Below are 12,955 nucleotides of genomic sequence, written 5' to 3'. Positions count from 1 at the left end.
CATTTACATTTAAAGGAGTTGGCTGGCGTATGAGTTATCAAATAGCAGTATTAGCAGGGGATGGGATCGGTCCTGAAGTGATGGCAGAGGCGCGTAAAGTGCTGCGTGAGGTTGAAGCGCGTTTCGATTTGAATATCGAATACACTGAATTCGATGTTGGCGGTATTGCCATCGATAACCACGGTAGTCCCTTACCCGATGCCACACTAAAGGGCTGTGAAGCGGCCGATGCGATCCTGTTTGGCTCGGTAGGCGGCCCTAAGTGGGAAAAGTTACCGCCAAATGAACAACCTGAGCGCGGCGCGCTATTGCCGCTGCGTGGTCACTTCGAACTGTTTTGTAATCTACGCCCAGCTAAATTGCATGATGGCTTAGAACATATGTCACCGCTGCGTAGCGATATTTCCGCCCGTGGCTTTGATGTTTTATGTGTCCGTGAGTTAACCGGCGGCATTTATTTTGGTAAGCCAAAGGGCCGTCAAGGCGAAGGCGAAAATGAAGAAGCCTTCGATACCATGCGTTATAGCCGTCGCGAAATTAGCCGTATCGCCCGCATCGCCTTCGAAGCCGCCCGTGGTCGCCGTAAAAAAGTGACCTCAGTGGATAAAGCCAATGTGCTCGCCTGTTCAGTGTTATGGCGCCAAGTGGTTGAAGAAGTGGCGGTGGACTTCCCCGATGTCGAGCTTGAACACATCTATATCGATAATGCGACCATGCAGTTGCTACGTCGTCCCGATGAGTTCGATGTGATGCTATGTTCTAACCTGTTCGGCGACATTTTATCCGACGAAATCGCCATGTTAACGGGCTCTATGGGCTTGTTGTCATCGGCGAGCATGAACAGCACTGGCTTTGGTTTATTTGAACCAGCGGGTGGCAGTGCGCCGGATATCGCGGGCAAAGGCATTGCAAACCCTATCGCCCAAATTCTGTCGGCGGCATTAATGTTGCGCCACAGCCTAAAGCAAGAAGAAGCCGCCTGTGCGATTGAGCGCGCCGTCAGCAAAGCGTTAAATTCTGGCTACTTAACCGGTGAACTATTGAGCGCAGACAAGCGTAGCCAAGCTAAATCCACTCGCGAGATGGGTGACTTTATCGCCAATGCTATAAAGGAAGGTGTGTAATGACGACTGTGCCAAAAAACTCGGTGGCAAAAACGCTGTATCAAAAAGTATGGGATGCCCACGTTGTAGCGACTCCTAAAGGTGAAGCGCCGATCATTTATGTCGACAGACATTTAGTCCATGAAGTGACTTCTCCCCAAGCATTCAGTGGCTTAAAAGTGGCAGGCCGCAAACTGCGTGCACCGGAAAAAACCTTTGCCACTATGGATCACAACACTTCGACCCGTAGCGCCAGCTTAGATGCGCTAAGCCCAATGGCGCGCGCACAGGTTGAAACCCTAGCGCAAAACTGTAAAGACTTTGGCGTGCGTTTATACGACATTCATCATCCTAATCAAGGGATTGTGCATGTAATGGGCCCTGAATTGGGTATCACCTTACCCGGCACTGTGATTGTCTGTGGTGATTCCCATACCGCAACCCATGGCGCCTTTGGGGCATTGGCGTTTGGCATTGGAACATCTGAAGTTGAGCACGTTTTAGCGACGCAAACTCTGCGTCAGTTAAAAGCTAAGACCATGAAGATTGAAGTGCGTGGTCATGTCACCGATGGCGTGACCGCCAAAGATATCGTACTCGCTATTATTGGCAAAATAGGCATGGATGGTGGCACGGGTTACGTGGTGGAGTTCTGCGGTGAGGCGATTGAAGCCCTGTCGATGGAAGGCCGCATGACAGTGTGCAACATGGCAATTGAGATGGGCGCTAAAGCGGGCATGGTCGCGCCGGATCAAACCACTTTCGACTATTTAGCAGGCCGCGAATTTGCGCCAAAGGGCGAAGATTGGGCAGAGGCTGTCGCTTACTGGCAAGCCATAAAGACCGATGATGGCGCCGTGTTTGATGCTGTAGTTGAGTTAGATGCCGCCGATATCGCACCACAATTGACTTGGGGCACTAACCCTGGCCAAGTCGTAGCGATCGATGGAAAAGTGCCAAATCCTATTGATGAAGTAAATCCAAGTACCCGAGCTAGTATGGAAAAGGCCCTAGAATACATTGGCCTGAGTGCGGGGACGCCTATGACAGACATCAGTATCAACAAAGTATTTATCGGTTCATGTACTAACTCGCGGATTGAAGATTTACGCAGCGCCGCAGTACATGCCAAAGGCCGTAAAGTCGCGAGTGGCGTCACCGCGATTGTAGTACCTGGTTCTGGTCAAGTGAAAGCCCAAGCCGAAGCCGAAGGCTTAGATAAAATCTTTATTGAAGCGGGATTTGAGTGGCGTTTACCGGGTTGTTCCATGTGTTTAGCGATGAACGATGACAGATTAGAGGCGGGCGATCGCTGTGCCTCGACCAGTAATCGTAATTTCGAAGGTCGCCAAGGCCGTGGCAGTCGCACCCATTTAGTGAGCCCGGCGATGGCCGCCGCCGCTGCGGTGGCTGGGCATTTTGTCGATATTCGTAAACCTTACTAATTACCGTAAACCCAAGAGGAGAAGTTAATGCAACCTTTTACGACCCATACCGGGCTTGCGGTCATGATCGACAGCACCAATATCGATACTGATCAAATCATTCCTAAACAGTTTTTGTCTAAGGTGACGCGCGATGGTTTTGGCGTGCACTTATTTCATGATTGGCGTTATTTAGATGATGCGGGGGATGTGCCCAATCCTGAGTTTTCATTGAACCAGCCTCGTTATAAAGGCGCTTCAATTCTTTTGTCGCAGGAAAACTTTGGTTGTGGTTCAAGCCGCGAACATGCGCCTTGGGCGCTGGCGGACTTCGGTTTGCGCGCCATTATTGCACCGAGTTTTGCCGACATTTTTTACGGCAACTCAATCAATAACGGCCTATTGCCTGTGGCGTTAACCCACGCGCAGGTGCGTCAGTTGATGGATGAAGTGGCGGCAGAAGAGGGCGCGCAAATCACAGTTGATCTCACCAGCTGTAAAGTGATTGCACCGTCAGGTGCTGAGTTTAGTTTTACGCTGGCAGAGTCGGCGAGACATAAGTTACTCAATGGGTTAGATGCTATTGGGCTGACCTTGTCCCATGCTGCGCAAATCACTCAGTACGAAACTCAAATCCAAGGTTGGCGCCGCTAAACTTTCAGCGCACATTTGTACTCGTGTTGAGTCTATATTTATGCGCCTAGGTTAATACCTAGGCGTTTTTGTTTTAAATCTCAAAACACTCTTAATTTAATTAATTGTATTTTAAAGCATAAATTTTTATTGTCGTTTTGATACTAGAAAATTTTATTCTCTGCAGTGATTTATGCTGTACTTGTCGAGTTTAAATGATTTACAGGTGTTCCAAAGTTTTAATTTTTTATCTTATTGTTTAATATTGGTATTTGTTTGGTTCATAATTTGAATCTCACGACTGTCGTGAATGATTTTTGAGTGTTTAAAGGTATTTTTTTGTTTTAATGGTGACATGCGTCACTAAATCTGTTTTAAAGTCGCATCTCTCTAGAGTTTTTGTCTGTTTTATCTCCTTTGGTTGCAAACATCTTCTGCATAAGTAAACTGCTGCGCATTCAATATGGAGTGTTTGCTCTATTTTGCCTGAACGCCGCAGTACTCATCCAAGTAGTACAGATAACAATAATATGATTAGAGAATAACAATGCAAAAACGTCTTCTGACTTTGGCTGTCACTGCAGCCTTGTTAAGTTCAACGACTCAACTCCATGCCGCGGGTTTTCAACTTGCGGAATACTCTGCTACAGGTTTAGGTCGCGCCTTTGCTGGTGAAGCCGCTATGGCGGATAACGCTTCGGCTCAAGGTCGAAATCCTGCCATGCTCACTTATTTAGAAGGACGCCAGTTGTCCGCGGGTGGCATTTACGTTATGCCAAACGTCGATGTGACTGGTGATGTGAGCCTTAGTTCACCGTTAATTGGTCCAAATCCTGTTGTTATGAAAGGTGGCGACGCACTGGATGTGGCCGATGACGCACTTGTGCCAAATTTTTATTATTCAAATCAGCTAAATGATCAATGGACTTGGGGCCTAGCGGTAAACTCTAATTATGGTCTAGCCACTGAATTACCCGCGACCCACGCAGCGGCTATTTTTGGTAACAAGACTTCGGTTACGACCGTTGAATTTAATCCAAACATCGCTTATCGCATCAATGATGCTGTCAGCGTAGGTGCTGGTGTACGTATCGTTTATGGTGAAGGCGAAATTGGTGCCTCATTACCAGGTTGGGTTGATGGTATCAAACCTGCTCTGCCAGCTCCAGTGCAGGCAGTGTTACCTCCAGGTGGCACTGAGCTGAAAAGCATGAAGGGTGATGATGTGGGTTATGGCTGGCAGTTAGGTGCCAGTTGGCAGATTAATCCGGCTCACCGTTTGGGCTTTGCTTATCACAGCGGCGTGCAACTGGACTTGGATGGTCATGCCTCAGGTGTGCTGTACACTGGCGGCCAAGATGTGTCCATTGAAGGTTATTTACCGCTTGAATTACCCGCTTTTGCAGAGATAGCTTCCCATCACCAATTGACCGATAACTGGGCCATGCATGCGAGTGTGAACTGGACTGATTGGAGCGTATTCGATCAACTAGTGGCTTATTTCCCTGGTGAAGTTAAACCTAAGGGCGGTTTAGAGTCTGATTTAGTTAAAGAAGAGCACTTCGAAGATAACTGGCGCTTCGCGCTAGGGACGACTTATCAAGTGAATAACGATTGGTTAGTGCGTGCGGGTGTTGCTTTAGATAAAACGGCGGCAAATGACGAGTGGCGCACAACCACAATTCCAGACTCTGACCGTCTGTGGTTCTCTGTGGGCGCAGGTTATCAGGCAACTAAGAACCTGAACGTTGATTTTGCTGTGACTTATATTAAAGCGACTGGCGATGCGCCAATCAACGAACAGCAAAACCTATTGAACCTAGCGACTGTTAACTTTAACGGCGAAGCAAGCGGCGATGTATGGCTTGCGGGTATCCAAATGAGCTACAAGATGTAAGTTCAGTATGTTAAAAAAAGCCCTGAATCTTCAGGGCTTTTTTATGGCTATAGCATGGTGGCGTTATCTTGTTTTACGGCTTGCTTGCTGGTCACGGCGGTAAATTCCGAATATATTCACTGCATAAGTCGGTGGATCATGTTAATTCTCGCCAGCATAAAAAGGCGGCGGAGAGTTCAGATAGGATAGTAGCGTGCAGAAAAAATACGTGGTGGCCTTAGATCAAGGCACAACCAGCTCAAGGGCGATAGTGTTCGATCACGACGCAAACATTGTCACCGTATCCCAGCGTGAATTTACCCAGTTGTACCCTAATCCGGGTTGGGTCGAGCATGATCCCATGGAGATTTGGGCAAGCCAAAGTTCAGTGTTAATTGAAGTATTGGCGCGTGCGGGTATTCACAGCGATGAAGTGGCCGCCATTGGCATTACCAATCAGCGGGAAACCACTGTTATATGGGAGAAGGCCACAGGTAAACCTATTTATAACGCGATTGTGTGGCAGTGCCGTCGCAGCGCTGAGATTTGTGAGCAACTCAAAGCTCAAGGGTTAGAAGAATATGTGCGTGAGAATACCGGTTTATTACTCGACCCTTATTTTTCAGGCACTAAGATCAAATGGATTCTAGATAATGTGCCCAATGCCCGTGAGCAAGCCGAGCGTGGTGAGTTGTTGTTCGGCACTATCGATACTTGGCTCGTGTGGAAGTTAACCGAGGGCAAGGTACATGTTACCGATCCCACCAATGCTGCCCGCACTTTGCTATTCAATATCCATAGCCTGACTTGGGATAATAAGTTACTCGAAGCCTTAGATATTCCCTTGTCTATGTTGCCTGACGTTAAACCCTCCTGCAGCGTGTATGGTACGACACGGATTGCGGGTGAAGGCAGTGAAATCCAAGTTGCAGGAATGGCGGGCGATCAACAGGCTGCGCTTTTTGGTCAGTTATGTGTCGAGCCCGGCATGGCGAAGAATACCTACGGTACTGGTTGTTTTTTGTTGATGAATACAGGGACAAAAGCGGTGCGCTCAAACCATGGCTTATTGACTACAGTTGCCGTGGGGCCTAAGGGTGAAGTGAACTATGCCCTTGAAGGTTCAGTCTTTATGGGCGGCGCGACCATTCAATGGTTGCGAGATGAACTGGGGCTTATTCGTGATGCCAGTGATACTGAATACTTTGCCTCTAAGGTCGCCGATACTAATGGCGTGTATCTGGTGCCCGCTTTTGTGGGACTCGGTGCGCCCTATTGGGATCCCAATGCCCGTGGTGCGCTATTTGGTCTGACACGCGGGGCGAATCGTAATCATATTATTCGGGCAGCGTTGGAATCTATCGCTTACCAGAGTAAAGATTTACTTGATGCCATGACCAAAGACAGTGGCGTCAGCCTTAAGCGTTTAAAGGTGGATGGCGGCGCGGTCGCTAATGATTTTTTGATGCAATTTCAAGCCGACATTACCGATGTCGAAGTGTTAAGGCCAAGCGTTTGTGAGACAACCGCTTTGGGCGCGGCATTTTTAGCTGGGTTGGCAGTGGGCTTTTGGGAGAGTGTGATAGAGCTTGAGCACAAAGCCTACATCGATAAGCATTTTATCCCTAATATCGATGCCCTGACTCGAGTACAGCTATACGCAGGTTGGCAGGACGCGGTGGCCAGAACTCGAAATTAAACAATACGGCTTGAGGCGGCATTGGTTTGAGATAAAACTTAATTTGAGGTATCGCATGATTCGAAATCTGGCCTGATTTCAGGCATGCTCGATAGTGCTGCTAAAAAGAGGCTAATAAAAAGGCGCTAATCCAATGGGATTGCGCCTTTTCCGTTTTATATCAGTACGGATTTATACTTCTACATCAATGATATGTTGGCTCGGTGGCTTCTTGATTTCTGCGGAATCATCGGTCACTTCAAGTACGACACCTTCTTTTAGTTTTAGCGTTTCGGTTTCATCCGATGCACGGCGTTTCTTATTTTTATTGTTATCTGATTCTTTGCGTCTTTCCCTGACTTTAGTATTGCGGCTTTCTAACGCTGGAGGTAACTGCGACTGCGGTGTTTCATGGCTATCGGGGGCATTTGCGCTTGCACTGCTGACTTGGTCAACAACCCGTTTAGGGTGAAACACGGCTTTTACTGGCTGTGCCAGCATGGCATAAATGCTATCCAATCCACTCATAACGCCTCCTTGTTATTACACCTCTTAATATGATATCGGCTGAAGTAGGTCAATATTTAGACTATACGCCGTTTAACTTGTTAAGGCGAATAAGGCGAGCCATTAGGTAGCTAGTGCGGGTATAAGGTGAATGTGTAGGGATAAAGTGGTTCTTTTGGTGGATTTTACGTGGGATTTTTGATCTTTCTCGCAATCGCGACATTAATATTCAGCCATTAGTAAAAAGATGAACGTCTTTATTTGGAATAAAAATTTAGATTTTTATGCTGATTTCAACTCTTTTTTGACTGTCGAATAAGGATGGACGTAAGTTTGTTTTGTTGCGTTTTTGAGTTTGACGTTATTTCTCGACCCGTAAAATCCCACAAATACAGAAATAATTCCCCATTTTTTTCATCGCAAGCACCTGAAAGCAAAAGGTTGCTGAATATATCGGCGCTATTTATTCCTGTTGTTTCCTCTGTTTAGTCAATCTCTAATGGTTTTTCTTGTCAAAAGTTTGTCGCGAGGTTAAGTGCTCAACATGCGGCTAACCCGCTTGCCGACTGGATTTATAAAAGGATCCCATCCCTTGACAATGCTTGTCGACTGTCCCTAAACTTAGCAGTTGTGGGAAATAGTGGATATTTGTGGATCAAAAATCAAAGGATAGGATGAATTAGCGTGTTTCGTGGAGCCAGTGCTATCAACTTAGATACAAAGGGACGGATCGCTATTCCAGTGCGATACCGCGAACCTTTGCAGCTTGAGCACCAAGGGCGCATCGTGATTACCGTCGATATCCAATCCGCCTGTTTACTCTTGTATCCCATTCACGAATGGGAATTGATCGAAGCTAAGTTGTTGAAGCTTTCAGATACCGATAAAACCCAGAGATCTTTAAAACGCCTGTTACTCGGCTACGCCCACGAAGTGGAGCTCGACAGTAATGGGCGCATATTACTGCCGCCACCGTTAAGGCAATATGCCAATTTAGATAAGCGCATCATGCTGGTGGGGCAATTGAATAAATTTGAGCTGTGGGATGAGCAATCTTGGCTGCAGCAAATTGATGAATGTCAGGAAACGATTCGAAGTGAGGATCTCGTTAATAATGAGCGCCTCGCGGATTTTTCACTTTAACGAGTCGTGATAACTAAATAAGAAGAGAGTAATGAGTCAAGAATTTGCCCATTTATCCGTACTGCTAGCAGAAACGGTTGGCGGTTTAAACATCAAAGACGATGGCATCTATATCGATGGCACGTTTGGCCGCGGTGGTCATTCAAGACAAGTATTACAACAACTCGGTGAACATGGTCGATTGATCGCCATCGATCGTGATCCTCAAGCGATTGAAGCGGCCAAACAATTTGCTGACGATCCACGCTTTCAAATCGTGCATGGTGGCTTTGGTCAGTTAGCCGATTATGTCGAAGAGCTTGGGCTTGTGGGCAAAATTGATGGCGTATTACTCGATTTAGGTGTGTCTTCACCCCAGCTCGACGATGCTGAACGCGGTTTTAGTTTTTTGCGCGATGGTCCACTCGATATGCGTATGGATAACAGTCAAGGCCAAACGGCTGCGCAATGGTTGGCTCGTGCCGAAATTGAAGATATGGCTTGGGTATTTAAAACCTACGGTGAAGAGAAAAATGCTCGCCATATTGCCCGTTGTATTGCTGCCGACCGTGAGAAAACGCCTTTTTTACGTACCAAAGATTTAGCCGATTTAATTGCGCGTATCACTAAAAATAAAGAACGTAATAAGCACCCTGCGACTCGGGTGTTTCAAGCGATCCGCATTTATATCAATAGTGAATTAGATCAAATTGATCAGGCACTTGAAGGAGCCGTCAATGTGCTTGCTCCCCAAGGACGTTTGTCGGTCATCAGTTTTCATTCTTTAGAAGATCGTATCGTGAAGCGTTTTATTCGTCGTCATAGCCAAGGCGAAAGTGTACCGCACGGTTTTCCGGTGACTGAAGATCAAATTAACAAGTCGCGTAAGTTACGTGCCGTGGGCAAGGCGATTATGCCATCCGACGAAGAAATCGAACGCAATGCCAGAGCTCGCAGCTCAGTGTTACGCATTGCCGAGCGTTTAGATTACTAAGGGGCGCACTGTGAGTAAGCCCTCGATTAATCTGCCACGGATCGTTTTACATGATTTATGGCTGCACAAATGGATCTTGTTATTAGCCTTGCTTGTGCTGAGTAATGCGGTTGCCGTGGTTTATGGCAGTCATGTTAGCCGTCAACTGACAACCCAGTGGGACCAGTTACTGCAGGAGCGAGATAGATTAGATATTGAGTGGCGCAATTTATTATTAGAAGAGCAATCGCAGACTGAGCACAGTCGTATTACGCGTATTGCCTCTAAGGAACTCAACATGAGTCGTCCGTTACCCAGCGAAGAAGTTGTGGTAAAGGTGCCGTGAGTATAGGGAAGATATGACTAGGCAAGCGAAAATCAAACGGGTAAGCAAACCGCAAAAACCTCAATTGATCCACTGGCGTTTATACGTAGTGGTCGGGTTTGTGTGTGCGTTGTTTTGCAGCCTAGTGGGACGCGCAGCTTACATTCAAATTATCGAGCCCGACAAATTACGTCACGAAAGTGACATGCGAACATTGCGGACCACTAGTCGTGAAGTGCAGCGTGGCTTGATCACTGACCGTAATGGCGACATGCTGGCCGTGAGCGTACCTGTACGAGCCGTCTGGGCCGATCCAAAACAAGTCAATGATAGTAATGGTTTTGCCGATATGCGCCGCTGGCAAGCCTTAGCCGATGTATTGCATGAGCCCCTCGAAGATTTGTTAGAGCGAGTGCGCAGTAACCCCACCAAACGCTTCACCTACTTGAAACGCCAAATTACCCCTGCGGTTGCGGACTATATTACTCAGCTTAAATTACCCGGTGTATTTCTAAAGTCTGAATCACGCCGTTATTATCCTGGCGGTGAAATCACAGCTCAGTTAATCGGCATCACTAACATAGATGATGTTGGGATTGAAGGTGTTGAAAATGCTTATAATAGTTGGTTAACAGGTACGCCTTCCAAACAAAAAGTGCGTAAGTCGCGCGATGGCCATGTCGTCGAGCGTCTGGATATAGTGCAGGAAGGTGAGAGTCCAAATGATCTCGTGCTGAGTATCGATCATAGGATCCAACAATTAGCCTATCGCGAACTAAAACGTACCACTGAGATGAACCAAGCGACTTCGGGTTCGATTGTCGTCCTCGACATTCACACGGGTGAAGTCTTGGCTATGGTGAATACGCCTTCGTATAACCCCAATGCGCGCGACAATCTGCAAACCTTCAGAATGCGTAACCGTGCTATGACAGATACCTTTGAGCCGGGTTCGACCATTAAGCCATTTGTGGTAGCCGCAGCGCTTGAAGCTGGCACAGTTAAATCGACCGATATTATTGCCACTTCACCGGGTTGGATGCGTTTAGGTGGTCGCCAAGTACGTGACCCCGCGAACTACGGCGATATGAGTTTGGCGCGTATTTTGGCTAAATCCAGTAACGTCGGCATCAGTAAATTAGCTTTGTCTATTCCGGTGCAGCAACTGCTCGGCACTTATCAATCCATGGGACTTGGTAGTTTTTCGGGAATTAACCTCACGGGTGAAAGCGCTGGCTTGATTCAAGATCGCCACCGTTGGTCAGATTTTGAACGTGCCACCTTGTCCTTCGGTTACGGCTTAACGGCAACAACACTTCAACTCGCGCGCATGTACGCCACCTTAGGCAATGGCGGCACTTTGTTCCCAGTCTCGATAATGAAACTGAAAAAGCCACCTGTCGGTGAGCGAGTCATTTCTGAAAATGTGGCTCACGATGTAATGCAAATGCTGGTCGGTGTAACGGAAAAAGGCGGCACTGGCACTTTAGCGCACATCGACGGTTATCCAGTTGCAGGTAAGTCTGGCACAAGTCGTAAGGCAGTTGCTGGTGGTTATGGTGATGATTATGTTGCTTTATTTGCGGGTGTTGCTCCTGCGAATAATCCTAGATTAGCGATAGTGGTGGTAGTGAACGAACCTAAGGGCGATCTCTATTATGGTGGTTCAGTGGCGGGGCCTGCATTTGCCAAAGTCATGTCTGGCGCACTACAAATGTTAAACGTTGAACCCATTACCGATAAAGAACAAGTGCAATTGGCGGGAATCGCCGCTGGGAGAGCAGAATGATGTTATTACGGGATTTGCTAGCGCCTTGGCTACATTATGCTGGCGCGCAGTCCTTCAATGATCTGACCTTAGATAGCCGCGCAATACGTCGCGGCGATGTGTTTTTGGCGCTGCCAGGACATAAGGTCGATGGCAGACAGTTTATTGAAAAAGCCTTAGATTTAGGTGCCGCAGGCGTATTAGTTCACACGGATGATGCTGACCAACATGGCAAAGTGTTGCTGGGCGATAATGCCGAGCACGGTGTGCAGATTTATTTCTTTCAGTTAAGTCGTCAGGTATCGGCAATTGCCGCCCAGCGTTATACCTTAGCGCACAAGTCTGCCGTTATGCCATCCCTTGGAGTTATCGGTATTACCGGAACTAACGGTAAAACCTCTACGAGTCAACTCATTGCACAACTGGTGACTTCATTGGGGCGCAAAGCCGCCGTCATGGGCACCCTTGGTAATGGTCTCTGGGGCGAGCTTGTTGATAGTGGTAACACCACAGCCGATGCGATTACCTTAATGCGTCAGTTGCATGAGTTTGAAGCCCAAGGCGCGAGTGTCTGCGCCATGGAAGTGTCGAGTCACGGCTTAGTGCAAGGCCGCGTCGACGCAGTACCATTTGATGTTGCCGTGTTCACTAATCTGACGCGCGATCACCTCGATTACCACGGCGATATGGAAAGCTATGCCGCCGCTAAACAAAGCCTATTTCGTTTCAGCACTTTAGGTCACGGTTTATTGAATCTCGACGATGCAGTTGGCGTGTCTTGGTTGACTGAACTTAAATCTGTGCCTGCGCAAATGTGGGGCTTTAGTATTGAAGGTCATCAAGCCGCGGCTTTTTATACTAAAAATGCCAAGTTTGACGATCAAGGTGTCAGTGCAACCTTAGTCTGGCCCGAGGGCGAGACTCAAATCCACTCGCCACTACTTGGTGCCTTTAATCTTTCTAATTTACTCGCGGCGCTATCGGCCTTGTACCTGCAAGGTCTTGATATGAAAGCGTTAGCCGAGCAAGTGCAATACCTAACACCCGTCGCAGGTCGTATGGAGCGTTTCACAACTGCGGATAACATCACCTTAGTGGTCGATTATGCCCATACGCCAGATGCGATCGAACAAGCGTTAAACGCGCTACGTCGCCATTGTGCCGGTGATTTATGGTGCGTATTTGGCTGTGGTGGCGACCGTGATAAGGGCAAGCGTCCTTTGATGGGCCAAGCTGCAGAGCAATATGCTGACCGCATTATGGTGACCAGCGACAATGCGCGCAGTGAAGACCCCGCGCAAATTATTACCGATATTATCCAAGGGCTAACCCACCCTCAGCAGGCATTGACTCAGGTTGACCGTATCGCAGCAATTAAAGAGGTTGTGGCATTGGCTAAACCTGGCGATGTGATCTTGCTTGCGGGCAAAGGCCACGAAACTTACCAAGAGGCGGCAGGTGTGCGTCATGACTATGATGAACGCGCCCTGGCACGCCAGTTATCGGAGCAATCAAGATGATCCCTCTTTCACTCGAGACTCTAAGT

Annotated in this window: 11 protein-coding genes; 10 read left to right on the top strand and 1 reads right to left on the bottom strand. The window is 47.7% G+C overall.

From position 1 onward, the window contains the following. Positions 1 to 29 precede the first annotated feature (29 nt). The 5 genes from leuB to glpK all read left to right on the top strand — a co-directional run bounded on the left by leuB (position 30) and on the right by glpK (position 6,735). Positions 30 to 1,124 (top strand): 3-isopropylmalate dehydrogenase, encoded by a 1,095-nt coding sequence (gene leuB / locus KO537_RS13945; RefSeq protein WP_173247358.1) that lies wholly within the window; start codon positions 30 to 32, stop codon positions 1,122 to 1,124. 23 nt (positions 1,125 to 1,147) lie between these two features. Continuing rightward, positions 1,148 to 2,548, top strand: a complete 1,401-nt coding sequence (leuC, locus tag KO537_RS13940) for a 3-isopropylmalate dehydratase large subunit (RefSeq protein WP_219234746.1) — start codon at positions 1,148 to 1,150, stop codon at positions 2,546 to 2,548. 27 nt (positions 2,549 to 2,575) lie between these two features. After that, positions 2,576 to 3,181 (top strand): 3-isopropylmalate dehydratase small subunit, encoded by a 606-nt coding sequence (gene leuD / locus KO537_RS13935; protein WP_219234675.1) that lies wholly within the window; start codon positions 2,576 to 2,578, stop codon positions 3,179 to 3,181. 526 nt (positions 3,182 to 3,707) lie between these two features. Next, entirely contained in the window at positions 3,708 to 5,057 is a 1,350-nt protein-coding gene (locus KO537_RS13930; RefSeq protein WP_219234674.1) for an outer membrane protein transport protein, read from the top strand. Between the two features lie 193 nt (positions 5,058 to 5,250). Beyond that, a complete protein-coding gene (gene glpK, locus KO537_RS13925) occupies positions 5,251 to 6,735 on the top strand; it encodes a glycerol kinase GlpK (protein WP_219234673.1) in 1,485 nt (494 codons plus the stop codon). Between the two features lie 171 nt (positions 6,736 to 6,906). Here glpK and KO537_RS13920 read toward each other — a convergent pair whose 3' ends face one another. Then, on the bottom strand, positions 6,907 to 7,242 hold the full coding sequence (locus KO537_RS13920) for a hypothetical protein (protein ID WP_168826581.1): 336 nt from the start codon (positions 7,240 to 7,242) through the stop codon (positions 6,907 to 6,909). A gap of 663 nt (positions 7,243 to 7,905) precedes the next feature. Between KO537_RS13920 and mraZ the strand changes: the two genes are divergently transcribed. The 5 genes from mraZ to murE are packed head-to-tail and all read left to right on the top strand — an operon-like array spanning position 7,906 to position 12,929. Then, on the top strand, positions 7,906 to 8,364 hold the full coding sequence (gene mraZ / locus KO537_RS13915; protein WP_105251188.1) for a division/cell wall cluster transcriptional repressor MraZ: 459 nt from the start codon (positions 7,906 to 7,908) through the stop codon (positions 8,362 to 8,364). Between the two features lie 31 nt (positions 8,365 to 8,395). After that, entirely contained in the window at positions 8,396 to 9,337 is a 942-nt protein-coding gene (gene rsmH / locus KO537_RS13910) for a 16S rRNA (cytosine(1402)-N(4))-methyltransferase RsmH (protein ID WP_105251189.1), read from the top strand. A gap of 10 nt (positions 9,338 to 9,347) precedes the next feature. Continuing rightward, entirely contained in the window at positions 9,348 to 9,662 is a 315-nt protein-coding gene (ftsL, locus tag KO537_RS13905; RefSeq protein WP_105251190.1) for a cell division protein FtsL, read from the top strand. 13 nt (positions 9,663 to 9,675) lie between these two features. Next, positions 9,676 to 11,430, top strand: a complete 1,755-nt coding sequence (locus tag KO537_RS13900) for a penicillin-binding transpeptidase domain-containing protein (protein ID WP_105251191.1) — start codon at positions 9,676 to 9,678, stop codon at positions 11,428 to 11,430. Next, positions 11,427 to 12,929, top strand: a complete 1,503-nt coding sequence (murE, locus tag KO537_RS13895; RefSeq protein WP_173247348.1) for a UDP-N-acetylmuramoyl-L-alanyl-D-glutamate--2,6-diaminopimelate ligase — start codon at positions 11,427 to 11,429, stop codon at positions 12,927 to 12,929. Before KO537_RS13900 ends, murE begins: the two co-directional genes overlap by 4 nt. Positions 12,930 to 12,955 lie beyond the last annotated feature (26 nt).

It is taken from the genome of Shewanella sp. NKUCC01_JLK, assembly GCF_019345615.1.
In the GTDB taxonomy this organism is placed as follows: domain Bacteria; phylum Pseudomonadota; class Gammaproteobacteria; order Enterobacterales; family Shewanellaceae; genus Shewanella; species Shewanella oncorhynchi.
The sequence above is the reverse complement of the archived record's forward strand: the minus strand, read 5'-3'. Positions and strand labels throughout refer to the sequence as shown.

Excerpts from the sequence above, each read along its gene's own strand:
- leuB (WP_173247358.1), top strand. The coding sequence starts at position 30 with ATGAGTTATCAAATAGCAGTATTAGCAGGGGATGGGATCGGTCCTGAA.
- leuD (WP_219234675.1), top strand. The coding sequence starts at position 2,576 with ATGCAACCTTTTACGACCCATACCGGGCTTGCGGTCATGATCGACAGC.
- KO537_RS13930 (WP_219234674.1), top strand. The coding sequence starts at position 3,708 with ATGCAAAAACGTCTTCTGACTTTGGCTGTCACTGCAGCCTTGTTAAGT.
- KO537_RS13920 (WP_168826581.1), bottom strand. The coding sequence starts at position 7,242 with ATGAGTGGATTGGATAGCATTTATGCCATGCTGGCACAGCCAGTAAAA.
- rsmH (WP_105251189.1), top strand. The coding sequence starts at position 8,396 with ATGAGTCAAGAATTTGCCCATTTATCCGTACTGCTAGCAGAAACGGTT.
- KO537_RS13900 (WP_105251191.1), top strand. The coding sequence starts at position 9,676 with ATGACTAGGCAAGCGAAAATCAAACGGGTAAGCAAACCGCAAAAACCT.
- murE (WP_173247348.1), top strand. The coding sequence starts at position 11,427 with ATGATGTTATTACGGGATTTGCTAGCGCCTTGGCTACATTATGCTGGC.